Origin of the sequence: Bacillus sp. PS217, assembly GCF_037963535.1 — a bacterium.
GTDB classification, from domain to species: domain Bacteria; phylum Bacillota; class Bacilli; order Bacillales; family Bacillaceae; genus Bacillus; species Bacillus subtilis.
This window is the reverse complement of the sequence record NZ_CP150157.1, coordinates 2,843,244-2,868,833: the sequence shown is the minus strand read 5'-3', so window position 1 is coordinate 2,868,833 and position 25,590 is coordinate 2,843,244. Positions and strand designations below refer to the sequence as shown.

The window sequence follows — 25,590 nt, the reverse complement described above, 5'->3', positions numbered from 1 at the left end:
GGGGCAGTTTACATGCTTCAGACAAAGGATTATGAATTCTGGTTTGTGACAGGAAGCCAGCACCTATATGGGGAAGAGACGCTGGAACTCGTAGATCAGCATGCTAAAAGCATTTGTGAGGGGCTCAGCGGGGTTTCTTCCAGATATAAAATCACTCATAAGCCCGTCGTCACTTCACCGGAAACCATTAGAGAGCTGTTAAGAGAAGCGGAGTACAGTGAGACATGTGCTGGCATCATTACATGGATGCACACATTTTCCCCTGCAAAAATGTGGATAGAAGGCCTTTCCTCTTATCAAAAACCGCTTATGCATTTGCATACCCAATATAATCGCGATATCCCGTGGGGTACGATTGACATGGATTTTATGAACAGCAACCAATCCGCGCATGGCGATCGAGAGTACGGTTACATCAACTCGAGAATGGGGCTTAGCCGAAAAGTCATTGCCGGCTATTGGGATGATGAAGAAGTGAAAAAAGAAATGTCCCAGTGGATGGATACGGCGGCTGCATTAAATGAAAGCAGACATATTAAGGTTGCCAGATTTGGAGATAACATGCGTCATGTCGCGGTAACGGACGGAGACAAGGTGGGAGCGCATATTCAATTTGGCTGGCAGGTTGACGGATATGGCATCGGGGATCTCGTTGAAGTGATGGATCGCATTACGGACGACGAGGTTGACACGCTTTATGCCGAGTATGACAGACTATATGTGATCAGTGAGGAAACAAAACGTGACGAAGCAAAGGTAGCGTCCATTAAAGAACAGGCGAAAATTGAACTTGGCTTAACCGCTTTTCTTGAGCAAGGCGGATACACAGCGTTTACGACATCGTTTGAAGTGCTGCACGGAATGAAACAGCTGCCGGGACTTGCCGTTCAGCGACTGATGGAGAAAGGCTACGGGTTTGCCGGTGAAGGAGATTGGAAGACAGCGGCCCTTGTACGGATGATGAAAATCATGGCTAAAGGAAAAAGAACTTCCTTCATGGAAGATTACACGTACCATTTTGAACCGGGAAATGAAATGATTCTGGGCTCTCACATGCTTGAAGTGTGTCCGACTGTCGCTTTGGATCAGCCGAAAATCGAGGTTCATCCGCTTTCGATTGGCGGCAAAGAGGACCCTGCGCGTTTTGTATTTAACGGCATCAGCGGTTCTGCCATTCAAGCTAGCATTGTTGATATTGGCGGGCGTTTCCGCCTTGTGCTGAATGAAGTCAACGGCCAGGAAATTGAAAAAGACATGCCGAATTTACCGGTTGCCCGTGTTCTCTGGAAGCCGGAGCCGTCATTGAAAACAGCAGCGGAGGCATGGATTTTAGCCGGCGGTGCACACCATACCTGCCTGTCTTATGAACTGACAGCGGAGCAAATGCTTGATTGGGCGGAAATGGCGGGGATCGAAAGTGTTCTCATTTCCCGTGATACGACAATTCATAAACTGAAACACGAGTTAAAATGGAACGAGGCGCTTTACCGGCTTCAAAAGTAGAGGGGGATGTCACATGGCTTACACAATAGGGGTTGATTTTGGAACTTTATCAGGAAGAGCGGTGCTCGTTCATGTCCAAACAGGGGAGGAACTTGCGGCTGCTGTAAAAGAATACAGGCATGCTGTCATTGATACCGTCCTTCCAAAAACGGGTCAAAAGCTGCCGCGTGACTGGGCGCTGCAGCATCCTGCTGATTACCTCGAAGTCTTGGAAACAACCATTCCGTCTTTACTCGAACAGACGGGCGTTGACCCGAAAGACATTATCGGGATTGGAATTGATTTCACGGCATGTACGATCCTTCCTATTGACAGCAGCGGGCAGCCGTTATGCATGCTGCCTGAATATGAAGAGGAGCCGCACAGCTATGTGAAGCTCTGGAAGCATCATGCGGCCCAAAAACATGCTGATCGGCTCAATCAAATCGCTGAAGAAGAAGGAGAGGCTTTTTTACAGCGGTACGGAGGAAAAATTTCATCAGAATGGATGATCCCAAAGGTCATGCAAATTGCCGAGGAAGCGCCTCACATTTATGAAGCGGCTGACCGGATCATCGAGGCTGCAGACTGGATCGTGTACCAGCTGTGCGGCTCGCTCAAGCGAAGCAATTGTACCGCAGGGTATAAAGCGATGTGGAGTGAAAAAGCGGGGTATCCGTCAGATGATTTCTTTGAGAAATTAAATCCTTCAATGAAAACGATTACAAAGGACAAATTGTCAGGTTCTATTCATTCAGTAGGAGAAAAAGCCGGCAGTCTGACTGAAAAAATGGCAAAGCTGACAGGGCTTCTCCCGGGAACGGCTGTTGCGGTTGCCAATGTGGACGCTCATGTTTCGGTACCGGCGGTCGGCATTACAGAGCCAGGGAAAATGCTGATGATTATGGGAACCTCGACGTGCCATGTTCTACTTGGTGAAGAGGTGCATATCGTTCCAGGAATGTGCGGCGTTGTGGACAACGGAATTCTCCCGGGCTATGCGGGATATGAAGCCGGGCAGTCCTGTGTCGGCGATCATTTTGACTGGTTTGTGAAAACATGTGTCCCGCCAGCTTATCAAGAGGAAGCAAAGGAAAAAAACATTGGCGTTCATGAGCTGCTGAGTGAGAAAGCAAACCATCAAGCGCCTGGTGAAAGCGGCTTGCTTGCTTTAGATTGGTGGAATGGAAACCGTTCAACTCTTGTTGATGCAGATTTAACAGGGATGCTGCTTGGCATGACACTGCTGACGAAGCCTGAAGAGATTTATAGAGCGTTAGTTGAAGCGACAGCTTACGGAACCCGGATGATTATCGAAACATTCAAAGAAAGCGGTGTTCCGATTGAGGAACTGTTCGCAGCCGGCGGAATAGCTGAGAAAAACCCGTTTGTCATGCAGATTTATGCGGATGTGACAAACATGGACATTAAAATCTCTGGTTCACCGCAAGCACCAGCCTTAGGATCTGCCATTTTCGGCGCGCTTGCAGCAGGCAAAGAAAAAGGCGGCTACGATGACATCAAAGAGGCAGCGGCGAACATGGGAAAACTGAAAGATATAACTTATACGCCAAATGCCGAAAACGCCGCGGTTTATGAAAAATTGTACGCTGAATATAAAGAGCTGGTTCATTATTTCGGAAAAGAAAACCATGTCATGAAGCGTCTGAAAACGATCAAAAATCTTCAATTTTCATCTGCCGCCAAAAAGAATTGAAAAAGGGTGATGGAGCATGCTTGAAACATTAAAAAAAGAAGTGCTGGCTGCCAACCTGAAGCTTCAAGAGCATCAGCTGGTAACCTTTACGTGGGGAAATGTCAGCGGCATTGACCGTGAAAAAGAAAGAATTGTCATCAAACCTAGCGGAGTCGAATACAGCGATCTGACAGCAGATGACTTGGTTGTTTTGAACCTTGATGGAGAGGTCGTCGAAGGCTCGCTTAAGCCTTCTTCAGATACACCTACCCATGTTTATTTATATAAAGCCTTTCCGAATATCGGGGGAATTGTCCATACCCATTCTCAATGGGCGACAAGCTGGGCACAATCGGGCAGAGACATCCCTCCGTTAGGCACGACCCATGCTGATTATTTTGACAGTGCGATTCCATGTACTCGTGAAATGTACGATGAAGAAATCATTCATGACTACGAACTGAATACAGGAAAAGTCATAGCGGAAACCTTTCAGCATCATAACTACGAACAGGTGCCGGGTGTGCTTGTGAATAATCACGGACCGTTCTGCTGGGGCACTGACGCCTTAAATGCCATTCATAACGCAGTTGTATTAGAAACGGTTGCCGAAATGGCCTATCACTCCATTGTGCTAAACAAGGATGTAACCCCAATCAATACAGTCCTGCATGAAAAGCATTTTTATCGAAAACACGGAGCAAATGCGTATTATGGCCAGTCATGATACGCCTGTGTCACCGGCTGGCATTCTGATTGACTTGGACGGTACTGTATTCAGAGGAAATGAGTTGATCGAAGGAGCAAGAGAAGCGATCAAAACGCTTAGGAGAATGGGAAAGAAAATCGTCTTTTTAAGCAACCGGGGGAATATCTCCCGTGCCATGTGCAGAAAAAAACTTCTTGGCGCGGGGATTGAAACGGACGTAAACGACATTGTTCTGTCATCAAGCGTGACAGCGGCTTTTCTGAAAAAACATTATCGTTTTTCAAAGGTATGGGTGCTTGGGGAACAAGGCTTGGTTGACGAGCTGAGGCTGGCCGGTGTGCAGAACGCGAGCGAACCGAAGGAAGCGGATTGGCTCGTGATCTCCCTTCATGAAACGCTCACGTACGACGATTTAAATCAAGCCTTTCAAGCGGCTGCCGGCGGCGCTCGTATTATCGCTACAAACAAAGACCGCTCTTTTCCGAACGAAGACGGAAATGCCATTGATGTGGCTGGAATGATTGGGGCGATAGAGGCTTCCGCACAAGCGAAGACTGAACTTGTTGTCGGAAAACCGTCATGGCTGATGGCGGAGGCTGCCTGTACAGCAATGGGGCTGTCCGCACATGAATGCATGATTATAGGAGACAGCATTGAATCTGACATTGCGATGGGGAAGCTTTATGGCATGAAAAGCGCCTTAGTGCTAACTGGTTCTGCGAAACAGGGTGAACAGCGTTTGTACACGCCGGATTATGTGCTGGATTCTATTAAGGATGTAACCAAATTGGCTGAGGAGGGGATTCTGATATGAATCGTATCGCAGCTGACGTTCAGCGTGCTTTTGAAAACGCCGGAGAAAAGACGTTGCCTATAAAAGTTGAAGAAATTGTTCTCGGTAAACAAGCAGCTGATTCGCTTTTGGATTATGTAAAACGAAAAAACAATAAACATATTGTCCTTGTCTGCGACGCGAATACACACCGCATTGCAGGAATTGATCTGGAAAATCAGCTGAATCAAGCAGGATTTCAGGCCGAGTGCCTGATCATTCCAGAAAATGAAGCTGGAGATGTGACAGCTGATGAACGATCGCTCATTCATGTGCTGATCCATACGAAACAAACAACGGATGTCATGATCGCAGTCGGTTCGGGCACGATTCATGATATCGTCCGCTTTGCAGCGTTTCAAAGAGATTTGCCGTTTATTTCTTATCCGACTGCTCCATCTGTAGACGGTTTTACATCAGCAGGGGCGCCGATTATTTTATACGGTACGAAAACAACCATTCAAACGAAGGCCCCGTCTGCACTGTTCGCTGATCTGGATCTATTAAAAGCGGCACCGCAGTCAATGGTGGCGGCTGGATTTGGTGACATGCTCGGTAAAATAACGTCTTTAGCAGATTGGGAAATATCCCGGAATCTTGCCGGTGAGCCTTATTCGCCTGCAGGAGCTAAGATCGTTCAGGAGGCGCTTGCTGCCTGCATTGAACACACAGAAGACATTGCGATGAAAACGGAAACAGGCATACGGGTTTTGATGGAGTCTTTACTTGTATCGGGGCTTGTCATGCTGGCATTAGATCATTCCCGCCCGGCATCAGGCGGAGAGCATCACATTTCACATTGGATTGAGATGGAATTAATGGAGAAAAAACGGCCACAGATTCTTCATGGGGCAAAGGTGGGCTGTGCAGCTGTTTTATTAACTGACACATACAGAAAGCTCGCTCAGGATGACGGGCTGAACGAATTTTCACCAAGCCGCCGGGAAGCCATCCAATCGGCTTATCAAACTCTCCCGGAAGGAGAAGTGCTGGCTGATTGGCTGAGATCAGCCGGAGGCCCTGCGTATTTTGACGAAATCGGTGTCGGGCAGGATTCCGTCAAGAATGCCTTCAGACATGCGCACACCTTAAGAGACCGCTGCACCGGATTAAGAATCATCAATGAAAACAAAACGCTGATCAACCATGGTCTATATGAATAGCCCGCACCTCGAATGGAAGGGGTAACGCAGATGAAAAAAATGACTGTCTGTTTTCTTGTGCTCATGATGTTGCTGACATTGACATTACTCATTGCCGGGTGTTCAGCAGAAAAATCATCCGGCAAATCGGGTGAAACTGAGCTGACCTTTTGGACATTTAACGGGCTTCATGAGCAGTTCTATGTGGAAATGGTGAAGGAATGGAACAAAAAATATCCTGACCGCAAAATTAAGCTGAATACGGTCGTTTATCCATATGGACAAATGCACGATAACTTATCTATCTCCCTAATAGCGGGAGAAGGCGTTCCTGATATTGCAGATGTCGAATTGGCCCGTTTTTCAAACTTTTTGAAGGGCTCTGACATACCGCTTGCCGACTTGACTCCGCTGATTGAAAAGGACCGCGATAAATTCGTTGAGGCGCGGCTGACATTGTACAGCAAAAACGGCAAGCTTTACGGACTCGATACACATGTAGGGACAACGGTCATGTTTTATAACATGGATGTTATGAAAAAAGCCGGCGTCAATCCTGACGATATTAAAACATGGGATGATTACCATAAAGCCGGACAGAAAGTGCGCAAAGTGACCGGGAAGCCGATGGGAACGGTGGAAACAAATGATTCCGCAACGTTCTTATCTATGATTTCACAGCAAAACTCAGGCTATTTTGATAAAAACGGCAAGCTGATCCTCAATAATGACACCAACGTAAAAACACTTCAATATTTAAAAGACATGATCAATGATAAAACGATGATTCCTGCGCCGGGCGGCGGGCATCACAGTGAAGAATACTACGGTTTTATGAACCAAGGAGGAGCTGCTTCAGTCCTCATGCCGATTTGGTATATGGGAAGATTTATAGATTATATGCCTGATCTGAAAGGGAAGATTGCCATCAGGCCGCTCCCGGCATGGAAAGAGGGAGGCGACCGCTCGGCAGGTTTGGGCGGTACGGCAACCGTTGTGCCGAAGCAAGCCAAGCATGTTGAGTTAGCAAAAGAGTTTTTGGCCTTTGCGAAGGGCTCTGAAGAAGGAAATAAAAAACTTTGGAGCGTACTCGGCTTTGACCCGCTTCGCTGGGATGTTTGGAGCTCCAAGGAATTGAAAGAGAAAAACAAATACACGGATTACTTCCAAAACGGAACAGGCATTTTTTCCATGCTGCTCGATATCAAGGATGAAATCAATCCGATTTATTTACATGAGGATTTTGCCAAGGCTTCAGACCTTGTCAACAGAAGCGTGTTGTTCGATGCACTTAAATCTCAGCAAAAAACGCCTAAACAGGCCTTGGACAGAGCGGCAGGTGAACTGAAACAGAAATAGAATCCCATTCAAAAAGTGAAAGCGGGGAGGTTCTCATGAAACCTGTGAAAACAGGAACGGTTCATCCCGTTCCTTCAGCTGCGAAACAATCAGGCTGGCGAGATCTATTTTATTCAAAAAAAGCGGCGCCCTATCTGTTTACAGCGCCATTTGTTCTATCCTTTCTCGTATTTTTTCTATACCCCATCATTAGTGTCTTCATCATGAGCTTCCAAAGAATTTTGCCGGGAGAGGTGTCCTTTGTCGGATTGTCTAATTATACAGCGCTAAACAACCCGACGTTCTATACCGCCCTTTGGAATACGCTGGAATACACCTTTTGGACGCTGATCGTGCTGATTCCTGTTCCATTGCTTCTGGCCATATTCCTGAATTCAAAGCTGGTCAAATTTAGAAATATATTTAAATCAGCATTATTCATCCCGGCATTGACCTCCACCATTGTCGCGGGGATCATTTTTCGGCTGATCTTCGGAGAAATGGAAACGTCTCTGGCCAATTCCATCCTACTCAAACTCGGCTTTTCACCTCAGAACTGGATGAACAATGAACATACCGGCATGTTTTTGATGGTGCTGCTTGCTTCATGGAGATGGATGGGAATCAACATCCTTTACTTTTTAGCCGGTTTGCAAAATGTGCCGAAAGAGCTGTACGAAGCCGCTGATATAGACGGTGCGAATACAATGAAAAAATTTATGCACATCACGCTGCCGTTTCTCAAGCCTGTAACCGTATATGTGCTGACCATCAGCATCATCGGCGGCTTCAGGATGTTTGAGGAAAGCTACGTGCTTTGGCAGAATAATTCCCCGGGTAATATTGGTCTGACGCTTGTCGGATATTTGTATCAGCAGGGGCTTGCCTACAACGAAATGGGGTATGGAGCGGCCATCGGCATCGTGCTTTTGATTGTGATCCTTGTTGTCAGCCTGATTTCATTAAAGCTGTCAGGCTCGTTTAAGGGGGAGGGATAAATGTTGCGGCACAGTCCTCAGTTTAGCGTTTATAGAATTGCGCTTACCCTGTTTTTTATGATGCTGAGCCTATTGTATCTTTTTCCGATTTTCTGTTTGCTTTTAGGATCATTAAAGCCGTCATCTGAGCTTTTGCGTGTGGGGCTGAATCTTGATATTGATCCAAAAGTGATGAGTTTTGATAACTACACATTTCTGTTTAATGGCGGCAGCATTTATTTCAAATGGTTTTTTAACAGTCTTGTACTCGGACTTTTTACGACCGTGCTCACTCTGTTTTTTTCTTCGATGATCGGGTACGGGCTTGCGGTTTATGATTTTAAGGGCAGAAATATCATCTTTGTTCTTGTGTTGATTATCATGATGGTTCCGCTGGAAGTGATGATGCTTCCTCTGTTTAAGCTTACCGTCGGACTGCACTTGATCGATTCATATACGGGTGTCATATTGCCGTTTATCGTTTCACCTGTTGCCGTTTTCTTTTTCAGGCAATATGCCCTTGGCCTTCCAAGAGATCTGCTGGACTCTGCAAGGATGGACGGCTGTACGGAATTCGGCATCTTTTTCAGGATTATGGCACCGCTGATGAAACCGGCTTTCGGCGCGATGATTATCCTCCAGTCCTTAAACAGCTGGAACAACTTCTTATGGCCGCTGATTGTGCTTCGGTCGAAAGAAATGTTTACGCTTCCAATAGGGCTGTCCAGCTTGCTGAGCCCTTATGGAAATAATTACGACATGCTTATATCCGGCTCAGTATTTGCGATTTTGCCGGTGATTATCATTTTCTTGTTTTTCCAAAAGTACTTTATCTCCGGCCTGACGGTAGGGGGAGTCAAAGGTTAATGAAGGAGGAAACGTGTGATGAAAAAAGCGCGAATGATTGTAGACAAAGAATATAAAATCGGTGAAGTAGATAAACGGATTTATGGCTCGTTTATCGAACATATGGGTCGTGCGGTATATGAAGGCATATACGAGCCTGATCACCCTGACGCGGATGAAGATGGATTTAGAAAAGATGTCCAGTCGCTGATCAAAGAATTACAGGTTCCCATCATCCGCTATCCGGGCGGAAACTTTTTATCCGGATACAACTGGGAGGATGGTGTCGGACCAGTCGAAAACCGCCCGAGACGGCTTGACTTGGCATGGCAAACGACAGAAACCAATGAAGTGGGAACAAATGAATTTTTATCTTGGGCAAAAAAGGTGAACACTGAGGTCAATATGGCCGTCAACCTTGGCACAAGAGGCATAGATGCCGCCCGTAATCTCGTTGAATATTGCAACCATCCGAAAGGCTCTTACTGGAGTGATTTAAGAAGATCGCATGGCTATGAACAGCCATATGGCATCAAAACATGGTGCTTAGGAAACGAAATGGATGGACCGTGGCAGATCGGCCACAAAACAGCTGATGAATACGGACGGCTTGCTGCAGAGACAGCAAAGGTCATGAAGTGGGTTGACCCATCAATTGAACTCGTTGCCTGCGGCAGCTCAAACAGCGGTATGCCGACCTTTATCGATTGGGAAGCGAAGGTGCTTGAGCATACGTATGAGCATGTCGACTATATCTCTCTTCACACTTACTACGGAAACCGGGATAACAATCTGCCAAACTACTTGGCACGTTCTATGGATTTGGATCATTTTATCAAATCAGTCGCTGCGACCTGTGACTATGTAAAAGCAAAAACACGCAGCAAGAAAACTATCAATCTCTCTCTGGATGAATGGAACGTATGGTACCACTCAAATGAGGCTGATAAAAAAGTCGAGCCGTGGATCACTGCGCGTCCGATTTTAGAGGATATTTACAATTTTGAAGATGCCTTATTAGTCGGCTCTCTGCTTATTACGATGCTGCAGCACGCAGACCGTGTGAAAATTGCGTGTCTTGCACAGCTTGTCAATGTCATCGCGCCGATCATGACGGAAAAAGGCGGAGAAGCATGGAGACAGCCGATTTTCTATCCATACATGCATGCTTCTGTTTACGGAAGGGGCGAGTCACTGAAACCGCTTATTTCTTCTCCTAAGTACGATTGTTCTGATTTCACTGATGTGCCATATGTTGATGCTGCTGTTGTGTACTCTGAAGAGGAAGAAACACTCACTATTTTTGCGGTAAACAAGGCTGAGGATCAGATGGAGACGGAGATTTCGCTCAGAGGCTTTGAATCCTACCAAATCGCAGAGCACATCGTACTTGAGCATCAGGATATCAAAGCAACAAACCAGTATAACAGAAAAAATGTCGTTCCGCATTCCAACGGATCATCGTCTGTCAGCGAAAACGGCTTAACTGCTCATTTCACGCCGCTTTCCTGGAATGTGATCCGCCTGAAAAAACAGTCATAAGAATAAGCAAAGCCGGAGAGAAATCTCCGGCTTGTCTTTCAACTGCCACGAGCCGGCCCGTTCAAGCCGGCTTTTTGTATAGGAAAAAATGACCGCTTTTCACCATAAAATTATGATATATTTATGAAAAACAGCAAAGGGGATGGGAGAAAATGAATGCGGTTACAATTGTGATAGCATCAATGTGTATTTTGGCTATTGCCTATCGTTTATACGGAACATTTATGATGGTGAAGGTGCTCAAAGTGAATGATGACAAGCCAACACCTGCTCATGCGCTTGAGGATGGGAAAGACTATGTGCCTACAAATAAATGGGTTTCGTTCGGCCACCACTTTGCCGCGATCGCAGCGGCCGGGCCGCTGGTCGGACCCATTCTGGCGGCGCAGTTTGGCTATTTGCCGGGATTATTGTGGCTGTTAATCGGGGCGGTAATTGGGGGAGCCGTCCATGATATTGTGGTGTTGTTTGCATCGATGCGCAAAAACGGAAAATCGCTGTCGGAAGTGGCGAAGGATGAGCTTGGCCCTGTTGCAGGATTTTGTACAGGACTGTCCATGCTGTTTATCATCACGATCACAATGGCGGGCCTGTCGATGGTTGTCTTGCATGCGCTTGAACGTAATCCATGGGGAACATTTGCGGTAGGGATTACGATTCCGATTGCGATGGGTGTGGGCTTATTTTATAAGAAAACGGGAAATTTAAAGCTCGCTTCAACGGTCGGCTTTCTCTTTTTAATGGCAGGAGTCTTTATCGGTCCATGGGTACAGACTACCGCGCTCGGTGACTTTTTAACGCTAGATACGAAAACGCTTGCAATCGCGCTTCCTGTTTACGCGTTTTTTGCGGCTGCGCTTCCCGTTTGGCTGCTTCTGGCTCCGCGTGATTATTTAAGCAGCTTTATGAAAATCGGTGTTTTTATCGCTTTGATTGTTGGTGTGTTTGTCGTCAATCCGTCCATTCCGTTCCCTGCGTTTACAGAATTCGTAAAAGGCGGCGGGCCGGTGCTGGCAGGACCTGTCTGGCCGTTCATCTCAATAACCATCGCCTGCGGGGCGATCTCTGGGTTCCATGCCTTTGTCGGTTCAGGAACGACACCGAAAATGCTGAATAAATGGAGTGATATGAAGCCGGTTGCGTTTGGCGCAATGCTTGTTGAGTGTCTTGTCGGCATCATGGCGCTGATTGCAGCGACCGCTTTACAGCCTGCTGATTACTTTGCGATTAACAGCACGCCTGAGGTTTTCCGTACGCTTGGCATGAATGTCGTACATTTGCCTGAATTGAGCAGGGAAATCGGTTTGGACTTAGAAGGAAGAACAGGGGGAGCCGTCACGCTTGCGGTGGGGATGACTTATATTTTTACCGGAATGCCGTTTTTCAGCCATTTGGCCTCATACTTTTTCCAATTTGTCATTATGTTTGAAGCGGTCTTTATTTTAACAGCGATTGACGCCGGCACACGTGTCGCCCGTTATTTGATTCAGGACTTCTTCGGGGAGGTGTATAAGCCGCTGAAGAAAACAGACTGGATTCCGGGATCTGTATTTGCCAGCGCGCTTGCCTGTTTGATGTGGGGGTACTTGCTGTATTCAGGAGATATCGGTTCCATTTGGGCGCTGTTCGGCGTTTCTAATCAGCTGATGGCTTCAGTGGGGCTGATTATCGGAGCGACGATCGTGCTGAAAATCGCCGATAAACGCCGGTACATTCTGACCTGTCTTATCCCGCTTGCCTATTTATATGTCACTGTCAATTATGCGGGCTATTGGATGGTGCGCAATGTGTATCTCAATCCTGAAGCAGCAGGATATAGTGTATTGAATGGCGTATTATCTATCATCATGCTGGTGTTAGGCTTCATCATTATTGTGGCGGCTGTGAAAAAATGGGCGCAGATGTGGAAAGATCCGAGCTTAAGGATGGAAGCATCTATACCGGGCTAGAAGGACTATTGAAAATGCTGAGGGGGGGGTTGGCAATGAATCTATCAATGAAATATCTTATTCTATACGTATCGGACAGCCAGCGGGCTATTCATTTTTACCGGGATATTTTAGGACTGCCGATTCGTGCTGAACACGGCACGTATGTCGAATTTGAAACAGGGTCTACGATATTGGCGCTTAATACGCGGGAAAGCGCCAGAGACATCACGGCGCTGGACATTCCGGATTCATCTGCTTCAAACACATTTGAAATCGGGTTTGTTACTGAAAATGTAGAAGCGGTCATCAAAAGGATGAGAGAACAAGGCGTATCGATTATCGGGGAGCCGAAAGTGAAACCATGGGGGCAGACGGTCGCCTATATCGCTGATCCGGATGGACATTATATCGAAATTTGCAGTCCGATGGAATAACGCACAAAAGCCCAAAACAATATCTGTTTTGGGCTTTCTCATGATGTTTTGTGCCCGGCTGCTTCCAATAGCAAATCAGCCAGGTGAACGGCTCTGACTTTACCGCTTAGTCCTTCGCGTTCAATGCCGAGCTTCATCTGCAGCAGGCAGCCGGGATTTGCTGTTACAATGAGGATCGCTTCGGTTGCTTTAACGGCAGCCATTTTGCTGTCCAGTATTCTCATAGACATTTCAGCTTCGACGATGTTGTAAATTCCCGCTGACCCGCAGCAGCTGTCTGCTTTCTCCATTTCTTTGAATTCCGCCCCTTTGATGCTTTTAAGAAGCTGGCGGGGCTCAAGCGACGTATGCATTACATTTCTTAGGTGGCATGAATCTTGGTAGGTAACGACCTGAGGCGTCTCGAGCGCTAAGTCCATTTGATGGAAATCGAGTTCAACCAAAACAGAAGAAAAATCCTTCAGCTTTTGAACAAAAGCGGCGGCCCGCTCCGACCATTCCGGGTCATCCTTCAGCAAATGATCATATTCGGTCAGAAAGGCTCCGCATCCTCCTGCGTTTGTAATGACTGCATCCACGTCTAATGCTTCGAAAGCAGCGATATTTTGTTTCGCGAGCTCTTTCCCTGTGTTTTTTTCACCGCTGTGTCCATGCAGCGCCCCGCAGCAAGCCTGTTCAGGCGGAATGACAATGTCGCAGCCTGCCAGCTGTAAAAGCTTCAATGTGGCATTGTTAGTCGGTAAAAACATCGTATCCATTAAGCAGCCCGAAAAAAAGGCGACCCGTTTTTTCATGGGGCCAATGGACGGCAGGAAACGCGGCCGATGTTTCATGTCTTTGCTTTTTGGAACATCAGGAAGAACAGCTTCCATCGTCCGCAAATGCTCAGGCAGGACCCGAAGCATGCCTGATTTTCGCACAGCGGTTTGCAGTCCTGAACGCTGATACAAACCGATAAGGCTTACAGCTGAGCGCATGCGGTTTTGATGCGGAAACAGCTCGTGAAAAGCCGTCTTTCGCATGACACGTTCACCAAGCGAGTGTTTTTTATTTTGGTGGATAATATCTCTGGCTTCCTCAAGCAGCTGCCCGTATTTCACGCCAGACGGGCATACAGGCTCACAGGCGCGGCAGCCGAGGCAAAGTGACAGCGACCGTTCGACATCTTCATCCGGTTCAATCATACCGTCGGCTACGGCTTTCATTAAGGCGATACGCCCGCGCGGAGAGTGTGTTTCCTGAAATCCCGATTCGATATAGGTCGGACAGGAAGGAAGACAGAAACCGCAGCGCATACAATTTAATAACTCGCCTTCATCCATACGCTCTTTAAATTCATTTTGGATCTGTTTCATTTCTTTTTCTGTTGTCATCTTTCCGCCACCACACGTTTTCTGGCATCTTTCGCAAACATTTTGCCGGGATTTAATATGTTCCGGGGGTCAAATGCCGCTTTCAACGCTTTCATCGCATCAATGCCTTCTTTTTTCAGCTTCATTTCCAAGTAAGGCGCTTTCATTTCCCCGACTCCGTGCTCTCCGGTTATCGTCCCGCCAAGTTCAATCGCTTTCTCAAAAATCTCGGCAAAAGCCTGTTCGACACGTTCCATTTCATCCTTATTTCTTATGTCTGTCGTGCATGTCGGGTGAAGGTTCCCGTCTCCCGCATGGCCAAAGGTGCAGATGGAAATATCATATTTAGCAGCAATATCATTAATCGCTTTAACCATATTGGCGATTTCTGAGCGAGGAACGGTCGCATCCTCTAAAATCGTCGTCGGTTTGAGGCGGGCTAGGGCAGAAAGTGCAGAACGCCGGGCTTCAGTCAGGGCAAACGCTTCCTCCTCTGTTTGTGCGGTCTGAACGGAAACGGCGTCGCCTTTTTTGCAGATCGCCTCAATCTTTTCCATATCCCGTTCAACAGTTTCAAATGGCCCGTCTTGTTCAATTAACAGAACTGCTTTTGCGCTTGTCGGAAGTCCGATTTTGGCATAATCCTCAATCACCAAAAGTGTAGGCTGGTCGAGAAATTCAAGCGTAGCGGGTATAATTTTTGCGGCAATAATGTCCGATACCGTTTGAGCAGCGGCATCGATGTTTTCATAAAGGGCAAGCAGCGTCTTCTTTGTTTCCGGCTTTGGAACAAGTTTGACGATGGCTTCTGTCACAATGCCGAGTGTTCCTTCTGAGCCGACAAAAAGACGTGTGAGATCGTATCCGGCAACATCCTTTGCGAGTTTTCCGCCGGTGCGGATGATGTCACCATTTGCGAGCACAACCTCCAGTCCAATAACATAGTCGCGGGTGACGCCGTATTTTAATCCGCGGAGCCCGCCGGAATTTTCATTGATATTGCCGCCGATAGTTGATATTTTCATAGAACTCGGGTCAGGCGGATAAAACAAGCCTTTGCTTTCAACCGCGCGGATCATATCCAGCGTAATGACGCCCGGCTGAACTGTGGCAGTTAAATTTTCTTCATCAATTTCAAGAATCTGGTTCATGTGCTTAAAGAGAAGCACAAGTCCGCCTTCAGTCGGGCACGTGCCGCCGCACAGGTTTGTCCCTGATCCTCTTGGAACGATCGGCACTCGATGTTCGCTGCAAATTGTTAAAATGCGTGATATTTCATCAGTATTCCTCGGAGCAATCACGGCATCAGGCATAGACTGATACTGAGGCGTCGCATCATATGAATAGACGAGACGGCCGGCATTCGAGTCATCAAAGTTTTCTGGTCCGGAGACCTGAATCAGCTGCTCCTTTACATCCTTGGTGATCATTTCACCCATCCCCCTGTCAAAAAACGCTTTCAATCTATTGTAAAAGAAAAAAAGCAAAGCCTTCCATGGAGAAACATACAAAAAATGAAACTGAAACTCTCTCTATTTTGTATCTTGATCTAAAAAATAGAGTGCGACGTACATCGTGACGACGTCCTCGGTACGGTCAAAACGTAAACCCGTCAGCTGTTCGGCCTTAGCCAGACGATAACGCAATGTATTGATATGAATATGCATATCTTCAGCGGTTTGTTTCAAAGACAAATCGTGATGAAAGAAAGTCCGTATCGTATTCATAAGTTCCTGATGCTCTAGCGCCTCTCCTAATACTCTTTGCGGAAATTCGTTTCGGGTTCCCGGGCTGATCTCCGTCAGACACATATCAAGCTTCAGATCCTCTTCAAATATGGGCGTTTTTCGCTTAAGGCTGACAGCCAGCGCTTTTTCCGCTTGCTCGTATGAATCTGTCAGGCTGGAGCTTGCGACAGCCCTTCCGGCGCCAGCTGCTGTATATTGGCTGCTTGCGGTATTGGCAAACGAACAAATGTGAAGGATTTTCCGTAAAAGCCGATCCCTTTGTTCATGCTGCGGCACTTCATGATTAATCAAAATCCGTTCATTTCCCCACCTGATGAACAAATCCGCAGGGTACAAGGATTTCCAGCTGCGTGCCATTTGTTCAATATCATGACGTGACCACTCATACCCCTGAATAAGAATCATTTGGCGCCGGGAGGAAAGGTCAACACCAAGAAGCTGAGCTTTCTCAAGAAAACTGGGAGACCACTCCTTTAGTTGCAGCCAATCGATCATAAAGGACTCCAGCATTCTCTCACGCCACTGGGATTGCTCTAAGTGCCGCGATTCCTTAATGAACAGCTCTGTCATTTTTCGAAGCAGTTCTCCGAATGGCTGAATCTCTGCAGGCTCACCTGTCAGCCCGAAGACGGCGATCACATCATGGTCAAAAAATACAGGGAGGTTTATGCCTGCTTTCACTCCTTTTAACCTTGTTTCATCTTCTTTTGTAATAATCACGCTGCGTCTTTCTTTTGCGCAGATAAGCGCTCCCTCATGAAATTGTCCGACACGCTCATCGTTTGTGCCTGCCATAATAAGACCGTCCGTGTTTACAATAATGACTTCACGTTCGTACATTTTTTTAACTTCAGCAATAATTTTTTTCGCTAATAACGGCTGTAAAAACATGGCGTTCCCCCTCATCATGTTTTTATTATATAAGAAAAAAACCGGGCGCTGTCACCCGGTTTCATGTCTTATTCGGCGGGTTTTAATCCGCCTTCAAGCGTTTTCAGCATTTCGTTTTTCTCACTTTCGGATGCGTGCTGCCAAATGACTTCGAATAAAACGCCGAGCCCTGGAAGCATTTTTTCTTCACCGCTTTGAATCGCATCTACGATTGTATGCTCAAGCTGCTCCTGATTATTACCGGTGACATTGGAGATGACGGCATGACGTAAATTAAGATCCATGTAAAACGCTCCTTTTTCTAAAATGTAATACGTATATTCTAACCCTGCACCTGGTTTATTATGTGCTGTTCTTGCGATATAATAACATCATGTTAAAAAAAGGAGCGCCACATAGACAGTGAAACAAATAGAATCGGCAAAAAACCAAAAAGTGAAGGATTGGAAAAAGCTTCACACAAAAAAAGAACGAACAAAAACAAATACATTTCTGATAGAGGGAGAACACCTCGTTGAAGAGGCGTTGAAAAGCCCGGGCATTGTGAAAGAAATCCTTGTAAAGGATGAAACGAAGATTCCTTCAGATCTTGAGACTGGTATCCAGTGCTATATGCTGAGTGAAGATGCGTTTTCAGCTGTGACTGAAACCGAAACGCCGCAGCAGATTGCCGCTGTGTGCCATATGCCTGAAGAAAAGCTGGCAACGGCACGCAAGGTGCTGCTGATTGACGCTGTTCAAGATCCGGGAAACCTTGGCACAATGATTCGAACGGCTGATGCGGCCGGTTTGGATGCGGTTGTACTCGGTGACGGCACGGCGGACGCCTTTAATGGAAAAGCACTGCGATCTGCTCAAGGATCTCACTTCCATATTCCTGTTGTGAGAAGAAACCTGCCTTCATATGTGGACGAATTGAAGGCAGAGGGCGTAAAAGTATACGGCACGGCGCTGCAAAACGGAGCGCCTTACCAGGAGATCCCTCAGTCTGAATCCTTTGCGCTCATTGTAGGAAATGAAGGTGCAGGGGTGGATGCTGCATTGCTGGAAAAAACGGATTTGAACCTGTACGTGCCGCTTTACGGACAGGCTGAATCACTAAACGTTGCGGTTGCGGCTGCCATCCTCGTGTATCACTTGCGAGGATAGTGTTGCGCCAAGCGTTGGATTTCTCTATAATAGAACATAATATTTCAAAAACCGTGACAGAGGACCTCAATTTCTGATCAACTGCTTTCCAGGGAGAAAATGCCGCTGACTGAGAGCATTTTTAACGCAGCCGGAAATTGGCTTCACCTCTTGAGTTGTCGCCGGGACCGCGTACACTGCGCGTAAAGGTGAACCGGAATCTGATTCCGTTATGTCAATGAAGCTGACGACAGCATCAGTCTGTCTGAAATAAGGGTGGTACCGCGGCCACAACTCGTCCCTTGTACAAGGGACGGGTTTTTTTTATTTTCCAAAGACATATGACGGTTTGTTTACATAAAAGGAGGATGCAAAATGGAAGAAAAGCTAAAACAGCTGGAACAAGAAGCTTTAGAACAAGTAGAAGCGGCAAGCTCATTGAAGGTTGTCAATGATATTCGGGTGCAATATCTCGGAAAAAAAGGGCCGATTACAGAAGTGCTGCGCGGAATGGGCAAGCTTTCTGCTGAGGAACGTCCAAAAATGGGGGCGCTCGCGAACGAAGTAAGGGAGCGTATTGCCAATGCGATTGCTGACAAAAACGAGAAGCTTGAAGAAGAGGAAATGAAGCAGAAGCTTGCAGGACAGACAATTGACGTCACGCTGCCGGGGAACCCTGTTGCAGTCGGCGGCCGCCATCCGCTCACTGTTGTCATTGAAGAAATTGAAGATTTATTTATCGGTATGGGCTACACAGTCGAGGAAGGGCCAGAGGTTGAAACGGATTACTACAACTTCGAATCGCTCAATCTTCCGAAAGAACACCCTGCGCGCGATATGCAGGACAGCTTTTACATCACAGAGGAAACTTTGATGAGAACGCAAACTTCTCCTGTCCAAACACGGACGATGGAAAAGCATAAAGGCAAAGGTCCCGTTAAAATCATTTGCCCGGGTAAAGTATATCGCCGTGATAACGATGATGCGACGCACTCTCACCAATTTATGCAAATTGAAGGGCTTGTCGTTGACAAAAACATCAGCATGAGTGATTTAAAAGGAACGCTTGAACTCGTTGCGAAAAAAATGTTCGGGCAAGACCGCGAAATCAGACTCCGTCCAAGCTTCTTCCCGTTTACTGAGCCTTCAGTAGAAGTGGATGTGACATGCTTTAAATGTGGTGGGAACGGCTGCTCAGTATGTAAAGGAACAGGCTGGATTGAAATCCTCGGTGCCGGAATGGTTCACCCGAACGTGCTTAAAATGGCTGGCTTTGATCCGAAGGAATATCAGGGCTTCGCATTCGGAATGGGTGTTGAGCGCATCGCGATGCTGAAATACGGCATTGATGATATCCGCCACTTCTATACAAACGATGTCAGATTTATTTCGCAGTTTAAACAGGCGTAAGAGGAGGATGCAAGGATGTTTGTTTCTTATAAATGGTTAGAGGATTATGTTGATTTAAAAGGCATGGACCCGGCTGTTCTTGCTGAAAAAATTACAAGAGCCGGTATTGAGGTTGAAGGAATTGAATACAAAGGAGAAGGCATCAAAGGCGTTGTCATCGGCCATGTGCTGGAGCGCGAGCAGCACCCGAATGCTGATAAGCTGAATAAGTGCCTTGTGGATATCGGAGCTGAAGCCCCTGTACAAATCATTTGCGGTGCGCCGAATGTGGATAAGGGACAAAAAGTCGCAGTTGCAACAGTCGGAGCGGTGCTGCCGGGCAATTTCAAAATCAAAAAAGCTAAGCTTCGCGGTGAAGAATCAAACGGCATGATCTGTTCCTTACAGGAGCTTGGTATTGAAAGCAAACTTGTGGCGAAGGAGTATGCAGAAGGCATTTTCGTATTCCCGAATGACGTTGAAACAGGAAGCGATGCCTTAGCGGCTTTACAGCTTGACGATGCGATTCTTGAGCTGGGTTTAACGCCAAACCGCGCGGATGCCATGAACATGCTTGGTGTTGCTTACGAGGTTGCCGCGATTTTAGATACTGAAGTAAAGCTTCCGCAAACGGATTACCCGGCTGCTTCAGAACAAGCGTCTGATTACATTTCAGTCAAAATTGAAGATCAAGAAGCGAACCCGCTGTACACTGCAAAAATCATTAAAAATGTCACGATTGCTCCGTCACCGCTTTGGATGCAGACAAAGCTGATGAATGCAGGCATTCGTCCGCACAACAACGTCGTTGACATCACAAATTTTGTTCTGTTGGAATACGGACAGCCGCTTCATGCGTTTGATTATGACAGATTTGGCTCTAAGGAAGTCGTAGTAAGAAAAGCAGCTGAGAATGAAATGATCGTCACTCTTGATGATCAAGAACGTAAGCTGTCCGCCGATCACCTTGTCATTACAAACGGAATGAAAGCGCAGGCCGTTGCGGGTGTCATGGGAGGAGCAGAGTCAGAGGTTCAGGAAGATACGAAAACGATTTTGCTTGAGGCTGCGTATTTCAACGGGCAGACGGTTCGCAAGGCTTCCAAAGACCTTGGTTTGAGAAGTGAATCAAGCGTAAGATTTGAAAAAGGAATTGATCCGGCGCGCGTACGTCTTGCAGCAGAACGGGCTGCGCAGCTGATCCATCTGTATGCCGGCGGTGAGGTGCTTGCAGGAACAGTTGAGGAAGATCACCTGACAATCGAAGCAAACAACATTCACGTATCTGCTGACAAAGTGAGCAGCGTTCTAGGCCTGACGATCAGTAAAGAAGAACTGATCAGCATTTATAAACGTCTCGGTTTTACGGTCGGTGAAGCGGGTGAACTTCTCGTTGTGACCGTCCCATCACGCCGCGGCGACATTACAATAGAAGAGGATTTAATCGAAGAAGCGGCAAGACTGTACGGCTACGATAACATTCCGTCTACGCTTCCTGAGACAGCGGGAACTACAGGCGGATTAACGCCATACCAGGCAAAACGCCGTAAAGTCAGACGCTTCCTTGAAGGCGCAGGCTTATCACAAGCCATCACTTACTCGTTGACAAACGAGAAGAAAGCGGCAGCGTTTGCGATTGAAAAATCACTGAATACTGTGCTTGCGCTTCCAATGAGTGAAGAAAGAAGCATTCTCAGACACAGTCTTGTTCCGAATCTGCTTGATTCTGTTTCTTACAACCTCGCGAGGCAGACTGACTCAGTTGCACTGTACGAAGTTGGCTCCGTTTTCCTAACGAAGGAAGAGGACACAAAACCTGTTGAAACAGAACGCGTAGCAGGAGCTGTTACCGGATTATGGCGCAAGCAGCTATGGCAGGGTGAAAAGAAACCAGTTGATTTCTTTGTTGTCAAAGGAATTGTGGAAGGGCTGTTAGACAAACTCAACGTCCTAGACAGCATTGAATTTGTACAGTCTGAACGCAAACAGCTGCATCCGGGCAGAACAGCGAACATTTTATTGAATGGTTCTCTGATCGGCTTCATCGGCCAAGTCCACCCTTCATTGGAAAAAGAACTGGATATAAAGGAAACATACGTATTTGAGCTCGATCTTCATGCGTTGCTCGCAGCAGAAACAGCACCGCTTGTTTACACGGCGATTCCAAAATATCCGTCTGTGACACGTGATATCGCTCTTGTAACAGATAAAACCGTCACAAGCGGACAGCTCGAGAGCGTCATTAAAGAGGCCGGGGGCAAGCTTCTGAAAGAGGTAACCGTATTTGACGTATACGAAGGAGAGCATATGGAGGAAGGCAAGAAGTCAGTCGCTTTCTCACTCCAGTATGTCAATCCTGAACAAACACTGACTGAAGAAGAAGTGACAAAGGCGCACAGCAAAGTGCTGAAAGCGTTAGAAGACACATATCAAGCTGTTTTAAGAGGCTGATAAAAAAGCTTGCAGAGAAATCTGCAAGCTTTTTTCTATGAACGTTTTTTATCAGCAAGGCGCTGCGCTTTTTGCGTATTGGCGAAATGGAGTTTTGTAAAGGTTCTGAGTGCAGATGCCCCTTTTTTGAGGATCAGCTTGGCGGCCGCTTCATCGACGTGCGGACCGGCCCCTTTTGGAAGCGTCATTCCTGCCGCGCGTGATAGTTTATCCATTTCCATTAAAAATGAATATCTTGCAATGATTGAAGCAGCGGCGACAGCCAGGTGAATACCTTCAGCTTTTGTGCTAAAATAGGTCCGCTCCTTCACAATGTCTCTGCCCTTTAAATGATTGAAGTAGACGCCTGGCTCAGCGAATTGGTCAATCAAAATGGCTTCAGGCTTTACTCCATCCAATTTTCTTAATAAATGTGTGATCGCCTGATTGTGCAGCAAAGCTTTCATTTTCCCTTGGCTCATGCCTTTTTCCTGCATGCTGTTATACTTTTCATTCTTTAACACCAGCAGGCTGTACGGAATGGTTTTAATCAGGTTTCGGGCAATCTCGATGATTTGCGGATCTTTTAAATCTTTAGAATCCTTAACACCGAGTTCCTTCATTAAAGGAAGCATGGTTTTGTCGACGTACGCGCATACAACCGTCATTGGGCCAAAGTAATCTCCGGTTCCGACTTCGTCAGAACCGATAACAGACATTCCGGCGATATCTGCCGGAGGGGCATAGCGGGGATCAGCCGGCTTTTTGGTCATTTTCTTCTTTTCCGGCTCTGCTGTTCCCCAGCGCGCGGATTCTGCCGCTGCGTTTTTGCCTTGAAACAAGACCTTGCCGGATTGATATGCTGTAATGGTACAGCCGGGCGGTTTCGCCTGAAAAACGGCTCCCTGCGGAACAGAGGCTGTAAGCGAACCGCTGTATGTCATTTTCATTTGGTCAATAGCAGACAACGATACTTTTATCACTGAATGGGACACGTAATAATCTCCTTTTTTTACACTTTTCGCTGTATATACCAGTGTATCATAACAGCGGGAGGCTCGTCTTTCCATTCGTTTAATAAACGTGTTATGATAAGAACTAGGATTCTCGCGGAATGGAGGAGAAACGTTGTCTGACGGCAAAAAAACAAAAACAACCGTTGACATTTACGGCCAGCACTTCACGATTGTCGGTGAAGAAAGCAGAGCCCATATGAGGTATGTCGCCGGAATTGTTGATGATAAAATGAGAGAAATCAATGAAAAAAATCCATACCTTGATATAAATAAACTTGCAGTGCTGACAGCGGTAAATGTGGTGCACGATTATGTCAAATTACAAGAGAAATGTGAAAAACTGGAGCGTCAGCTTAAAGAAAAGGATTGAACAACTATGCTAGATATCATCATCTTAATCTTGCTCCTGATGGGGACTTTACTAGGGTTAAAACGCGGTTTTATCCTGCAGTTTATCCGCTTGACGAGCTTTATTTTATCAATTGCCTTTGCGGCTTTATTCTATAAAAACGTGGCACCGCATTTACATTGGATTCCCGCACCCGATTTTTCAGCGGGACAGCCGGCTCTTTCTTTTTTTACGGGGAATTTGGAAGCAGCGTACTATAATGCGATTGCGTTTATCGTTTTATTTATCATTGCTAAAATCTTACTGAGAATCATCGGCTCGTTCCTGAGTATTGTAGCCGGCATTCCGGTGATTAAACAAATCAACCAGATGCTGGGCGCCGTTCTCGGTTTTCTAGAAGTCTATTTATTTACATTTGTGCTGCTGTATGTCGCATCCGTTCTTCCGATAGATGCACTGCAGCAAATGATGGGGCAATCGTCTCTCGCAAATGTGATCATTAACCATACACCATACTTGTCAGGGCTCCTACAAGAGCTGTGGACACAGTACGGGGCATAAAAAAACTTCTCTTGTCCGGAGAAGTTTTTTTCAAGTATGATGGAAACATATGTGAACGTCTGGGGGTTATGATATGCATAAAAAAGATATTATCCGGCTGCTTGAAACCATTGCAGTCTATATGGAACTCAAAGGGGACAACCCGTTTAAAGTATCCGCCTTCCGAAAAGCGGCGGCAGCTCTGGAACAGGACGACCGAAGCTTATCAGAAATGGACGATATGATGTCGCTGTCCGGCATTGGAAAAGGAACGTACAGCGTCATTAAAGAGTATATAGATGAAGGAAAGTCAAGCACGCTCGAATCGCTGCAGAAAGAAGTGCCGGAAGGACTCGTGCCTTTATTGAAGCTGCCGGGGCTCGGCGGCAAAAAAATCGCAAAGCTGTATAAAGAGCTCGGCGTACACGATGCAGAATCTCTGAAGGAAGCCTGTGAGCAGCAAAAGGTCCAGGGTCTTGCGGGCTTCGGCAAAAAATCGGAAGAAAAAATATTACAGGCGCTCGGGGAAGCCGGAAAACAGCCTGAACGGTTCCCGATCGGATACGCCCTCCGGATCGCGCGGGAAATTGAGGAGCATCTTTCTCAATTTACGCATATCATCAAATTTTCTCGTGCCGGAAGTCTCCGCAGAGCGCGGGAAACGGTGAAGGATCTGGATTATATCATTGCTACAGATCATCCGGCTGAAGTAAGAGAGCAGCTTCTTGAGCTGCCAAACATCAAAAGCGTGATCGCAAGCGGAGATACGAAGGTGTCCGTCATCCTTTCCTTTGAATATGAAACAAACGTCGATTTCCGTCTTGTGACGGAAGAGCAGTTTCCGACAACACTCCATCATTTTACGGGATCAAAGGATCACAATATTAAGATGCGCCAAATCGCCAAAGAACGCGGCGAGCGGATCAGTGAATACGGCGTTGAGACAGTTGAAACCGGAGAGATCAAAACATTTCCGAGTGAACGTGAATTTTATGCGCACTTCGGCCTGCCGCTGATTCCGCCGGAAATTCGTGAAAGCGGACAGGAAGTGGAAACCTACAGCGACAGCATTGAACTGATAGAACCCGGGCAAATCAAAGGTGATCTCCACATGCACTCAACGTGGAGCGATGGTGCATTTTCGATCAGAGAGATGGCTGAAGCCTGCATCAAAAAAGGCTATCAATACATGGCGATCACCGATCACTCACAATATTTAAAGGTCGCCAACGGCCTTACTGCAGAAAGACTTAAGCAGCAGGCAAAAGAAATTGACGCACTGAATGCAGAGTTTGAAAACTTCCGTATTTTGAAAGGCGTTGAGATGGATATCCTGCCTGACGGTACGCTCGATTATGATGACGATGTGCTTGCGGAAATGGATATCGTTATTGCATCGATTCATTCCAGTTTTAATCAGCCGGAACACGTGATTATGAAACGGCTTGAGACGGCACTGACAAACAAGCATGTTGACATTATCGCACACCCGACCGGGCGCCTTATCGGCAGACGGGCCGGTTACGAAATCGATATTGATCAGCTGATTGAGCTTGCGAGGAAAACAAATACGGCGCTTGAACTCAACGCCAACCCTGCGCGCCTTGATCTGCGCACAGAGCATTTAATGAAAGCAAACGAACAAGGGGTTACATTGGTGATTAATACTGATGCCCATAATATTGAGATGTTAGACGATATGAAAACTGGCGTTACTGCCGCGCGCAAAGGATGGACGGAAACGAAAAACGTTCTGAATGCCCGGTCGCTTAAAGACGTAGAGGCATTTCTGAAGCGCAACGATTAAGTAAGGAGGCT

Annotated in this window: 23 protein-coding genes and 1 pseudogene; 18 read left to right on the top strand and 6 right to left on the bottom strand. The window is 46.7% G+C overall.

Going from position 1 to position 25,590, the window contains the following annotated elements; genetic code table 11:
• Positions 1-12: 12 nt before the first annotated feature.
• The 12 genes and pseudogenes from araA to NSQ83_RS14870 all read left to right on the top strand — a co-directional run bounded on the left by araA (position 13) and on the right by NSQ83_RS14870 (position 12,929).
• Positions 13-1,503: an L-arabinose isomerase gene (gene araA / locus NSQ83_RS14925; RefSeq protein ID WP_014477615.1), complete on the top strand. Its 1,491-nt coding sequence runs from the start codon at positions 13-15 to the stop codon at positions 1,501-1,503.
• A gap of 13 nt (positions 1,504-1,516) precedes the next feature.
• The gene (gene araB, locus NSQ83_RS14920; protein WP_076458241.1) at positions 1,517-3,199 is read left to right on the top strand and encodes a ribulokinase; all 1,683 of its coding nucleotides are present in this window, start codon (positions 1,517-1,519) and stop codon (positions 3,197-3,199) included.
• A gap of 16 nt (positions 3,200-3,215) precedes the next feature.
• Entirely contained in the window at positions 3,216-3,905 is a 690-nt protein-coding gene (gene araD / locus NSQ83_RS14915) for an L-ribulose-5-phosphate 4-epimerase (RefSeq protein WP_015714493.1), read from the top strand.
• Positions 3,883-4,701 (top strand): sugar-phosphatase AraL, encoded by an 819-nt coding sequence (gene araL, locus NSQ83_RS14910; protein WP_015251501.1) that lies wholly within the window; start codon positions 3,883-3,885, stop codon positions 4,699-4,701. Before araD ends, araL begins: the two co-directional genes overlap by 23 nt.
• On the top strand, positions 4,698-5,882 hold the full coding sequence (gene egsA, locus NSQ83_RS14905) for a sn-glycerol-1-phosphate dehydrogenase (protein WP_198878578.1): 1,185 nt from the start codon (positions 4,698-4,700) through the stop codon (positions 5,880-5,882). Before araL ends, egsA begins: the two co-directional genes overlap by 4 nt.
• A gap of 30 nt (positions 5,883-5,912) precedes the next feature.
• Positions 5,913-7,220: an ABC transporter substrate-binding protein gene (locus NSQ83_RS14900; RefSeq protein WP_198878579.1), complete on the top strand. Its 1,308-nt coding sequence runs from the start codon at positions 5,913-5,915 to the stop codon at positions 7,218-7,220.
• A 35-nt stretch (positions 7,221-7,255) separates the two neighbouring features.
• On the top strand, positions 7,256-8,197 hold the full coding sequence (locus tag NSQ83_RS14895) for a sugar ABC transporter permease (protein WP_014477609.1): 942 nt from the start codon (positions 7,256-7,258) through the stop codon (positions 8,195-8,197).
• Positions 8,198-9,043, top strand: a complete 846-nt coding sequence (araQ, locus tag NSQ83_RS14890; protein ID WP_003229508.1) for an arabinose ABC transporter permease AraQ — start codon at positions 8,198-8,200, stop codon at positions 9,041-9,043.
• Positions 9,044-9,061: 18 nt separating this feature from the next.
• The gene (gene abfA, locus NSQ83_RS14885) at positions 9,062-10,564 is read left to right on the top strand and encodes an alpha-L-arabinofuranosidase AbfA (RefSeq protein ID WP_198878580.1); all 1,503 of its coding nucleotides are present in this window, start codon (positions 9,062-9,064) and stop codon (positions 10,562-10,564) included.
• A gap of 152 nt (positions 10,565-10,716) precedes the next feature.
• Positions 10,717-12,513: a carbon starvation protein CstA gene (gene cstA, locus NSQ83_RS14880; protein ID WP_014477607.1), complete on the top strand. Its 1,797-nt coding sequence runs from the start codon at positions 10,717-10,719 to the stop codon at positions 12,511-12,513.
• Positions 12,456-12,646, top strand: a pseudogene (locus NSQ83_RS14875) (hypothetical protein). Before cstA ends, NSQ83_RS14875 begins: the two are co-directional and overlap by 58 nt.
• On the top strand, positions 12,561-12,929 hold the full coding sequence (locus NSQ83_RS14870; protein ID WP_250629431.1) for a VOC family protein: 369 nt from the start codon (positions 12,561-12,563) through the stop codon (positions 12,927-12,929). The pseudogene NSQ83_RS14875 and the gene NSQ83_RS14870 overlap by 86 nt, the downstream one beginning before the upstream one ends.
• A 38-nt stretch (positions 12,930-12,967) precedes the next feature.
• Here the strand turns inward: NSQ83_RS14870 and NSQ83_RS14865 are convergent, their stop codons facing one another.
• From NSQ83_RS14865 to sspI, 4 genes are all read right to left on the bottom strand, one after another.
• Positions 12,968-14,302: a (Fe-S)-binding protein gene (locus NSQ83_RS14865; protein ID WP_017696691.1), complete on the bottom strand. Its 1,335-nt coding sequence runs from the start codon at positions 14,300-14,302 to the stop codon at positions 12,968-12,970.
• On the bottom strand, positions 14,299-15,711 hold the full coding sequence (glcD, locus tag NSQ83_RS14860) for a glycolate oxidase subunit GlcD (protein ID WP_004398865.1): 1,413 nt from the start codon (positions 15,709-15,711) through the stop codon (positions 14,299-14,301). The genes NSQ83_RS14865 and glcD overlap by 4 nt, the downstream gene beginning before the upstream one ends.
• Before the next feature lie 102 nt (positions 15,712-15,813).
• The gene (locus tag NSQ83_RS14855; protein WP_198878582.1) at positions 15,814-16,920 is read right to left on the bottom strand and encodes a CdaR family transcriptional regulator; all 1,107 of its coding nucleotides are present in this window, start codon (positions 16,918-16,920) and stop codon (positions 15,814-15,816) included.
• A 68-nt stretch (positions 16,921-16,988) separates the two neighbouring features.
• Entirely contained in the window at positions 16,989-17,204 is a 216-nt protein-coding gene (gene sspI, locus NSQ83_RS14850) for a small acid-soluble spore protein SspI (protein WP_021480275.1), read from the bottom strand.
• Between the two features lie 118 nt (positions 17,205-17,322).
• Between sspI and NSQ83_RS14845 the strand changes: the two genes are divergently transcribed.
• A complete protein-coding gene (locus tag NSQ83_RS14845) occupies positions 17,323-18,069 on the top strand; it encodes an RNA methyltransferase (RefSeq protein ID WP_198878583.1) in 747 nt (248 codons plus the stop codon).
• A gap of 66 nt (positions 18,070-18,135) precedes the next feature.
• Here the strand turns inward: NSQ83_RS14845 and NSQ83_RS14840 are convergent, their stop codons facing one another.
• A complete protein-coding gene (locus tag NSQ83_RS14840; protein ID WP_004398812.1) occupies positions 18,136-18,342 on the bottom strand; it encodes a hypothetical protein in 207 nt (68 codons plus the stop codon).
• A gap of 81 nt (positions 18,343-18,423) precedes the next feature.
• On the opposite strand from NSQ83_RS14840, the gene pheS reads away from it, so the two are divergent.
• Both pheS and pheT read left to right on the top strand, forming a co-directional pair.
• Positions 18,424-19,458 carry a phenylalanine--tRNA ligase subunit alpha gene (gene pheS, locus NSQ83_RS14835; RefSeq protein ID WP_003229529.1) on the top strand — a complete coding sequence of 345 codons (1,035 nt, stop codon included), beginning with the start codon at positions 18,424-18,426 and terminating at the stop codon, positions 19,456-19,458.
• A 15-nt stretch (positions 19,459-19,473) separates the two neighbouring features.
• Positions 19,474-21,888: a phenylalanine--tRNA ligase subunit beta gene (gene pheT / locus NSQ83_RS14830; protein ID WP_131227811.1), complete on the top strand. Its 2,415-nt coding sequence runs from the start codon at positions 19,474-19,476 to the stop codon at positions 21,886-21,888.
• A 35-nt stretch (positions 21,889-21,923) separates the two neighbouring features.
• Here pheT and rnhC read toward each other — a convergent pair whose 3' ends face one another.
• On the bottom strand, positions 21,924-22,862 hold the full coding sequence (gene rnhC / locus NSQ83_RS14825; protein ID WP_106073647.1) for a ribonuclease HIII: 939 nt from the start codon (positions 22,860-22,862) through the stop codon (positions 21,924-21,926).
• 133 nt (positions 22,863-22,995) lie between these two features.
• On the opposite strand from rnhC, the gene zapA reads away from it, so the two are divergent.
• From zapA to polX, 3 genes are all read left to right on the top strand, one after another.
• Positions 22,996-23,253, top strand: a complete 258-nt coding sequence (zapA, locus tag NSQ83_RS14820; protein ID WP_003229534.1) for a cell division protein ZapA — start codon at positions 22,996-22,998, stop codon at positions 23,251-23,253.
• 6 nt (positions 23,254-23,259) lie between these two features.
• A complete protein-coding gene (locus NSQ83_RS14815) occupies positions 23,260-23,793 on the top strand; it encodes a CvpA family protein (protein ID WP_014477597.1) in 534 nt (177 codons plus the stop codon).
• 73 nt (positions 23,794-23,866) lie between these two features.
• Positions 23,867-25,579 (top strand): DNA polymerase/3'-5' exonuclease PolX, encoded by a 1,713-nt coding sequence (polX, locus tag NSQ83_RS14810; protein WP_106073646.1) that lies wholly within the window; start codon positions 23,867-23,869, stop codon positions 25,577-25,579.
• The last annotated feature ends 11 nt before the right edge of the window (positions 25,580-25,590 follow it).

Excerpts from the sequence above, each read along its gene's own strand:
- araQ (WP_003229508.1), top strand. The coding sequence starts at position 8,198 with ATGTTGCGGCACAGTCCTCAGTTTAGCGTTTATAGAATTGCGCTTACC.
- pheS (WP_003229529.1), top strand. The coding sequence starts at position 18,424 with ATGGAAGAAAAGCTAAAACAGCTGGAACAAGAAGCTTTAGAACAAGTA.
- NSQ83_RS14855 (WP_198878582.1), bottom strand. The coding sequence starts at position 16,920 with ATGTTTTTACAGCCGTTATTAGCGAAAAAAATTATTGCTGAAGTTAAA.
- sspI (WP_021480275.1), bottom strand. The coding sequence starts at position 17,204 with ATGGATCTTAATTTACGTCATGCCGTCATCTCCAATGTCACCGGTAAT.
- araD (WP_015714493.1), top strand. The coding sequence starts at position 3,216 with ATGCTTGAAACATTAAAAAAAGAAGTGCTGGCTGCCAACCTGAAGCTT.
- cstA (WP_014477607.1), top strand. The coding sequence starts at position 10,717 with ATGAATGCGGTTACAATTGTGATAGCATCAATGTGTATTTTGGCTATT.
- NSQ83_RS14900 (WP_198878579.1), top strand. The coding sequence starts at position 5,913 with ATGAAAAAAATGACTGTCTGTTTTCTTGTGCTCATGATGTTGCTGACA.
- araB (WP_076458241.1), top strand. The coding sequence starts at position 1,517 with ATGGCTTACACAATAGGGGTTGATTTTGGAACTTTATCAGGAAGAGCG.
- araL (WP_015251501.1), top strand. The coding sequence starts at position 3,883 with ATGCGTATTATGGCCAGTCATGATACGCCTGTGTCACCGGCTGGCATT.
- glcD (WP_004398865.1), bottom strand. The coding sequence starts at position 15,711 with ATGATCACCAAGGATGTAAAGGAGCAGCTGATTCAGGTCTCCGGACCA.
- NSQ83_RS14815 (WP_014477597.1), top strand. The coding sequence starts at position 23,260 with ATGCTAGATATCATCATCTTAATCTTGCTCCTGATGGGGACTTTACTA.
- NSQ83_RS14895 (WP_014477609.1), top strand. The coding sequence starts at position 7,256 with ATGAAACCTGTGAAAACAGGAACGGTTCATCCCGTTCCTTCAGCTGCG.
- polX (WP_106073646.1), top strand. The coding sequence starts at position 23,867 with ATGCATAAAAAAGATATTATCCGGCTGCTTGAAACCATTGCAGTCTAT.
- NSQ83_RS14865 (WP_017696691.1), bottom strand. The coding sequence starts at position 14,302 with ATGACAACAGAAAAAGAAATGAAACAGATCCAAAATGAATTTAAAGAG.
- NSQ83_RS14870 (WP_250629431.1), top strand. The coding sequence starts at position 12,561 with ATGAAATATCTTATTCTATACGTATCGGACAGCCAGCGGGCTATTCAT.
- egsA (WP_198878578.1), top strand. The coding sequence starts at position 4,698 with ATGAATCGTATCGCAGCTGACGTTCAGCGTGCTTTTGAAAACGCCGGA.
- araA (WP_014477615.1), top strand. The coding sequence starts at position 13 with ATGCTTCAGACAAAGGATTATGAATTCTGGTTTGTGACAGGAAGCCAG.
- pheT (WP_131227811.1), top strand. The coding sequence starts at position 19,474 with ATGTTTGTTTCTTATAAATGGTTAGAGGATTATGTTGATTTAAAAGGC.
- abfA (WP_198878580.1), top strand. The coding sequence starts at position 9,062 with ATGAAAAAAGCGCGAATGATTGTAGACAAAGAATATAAAATCGGTGAA.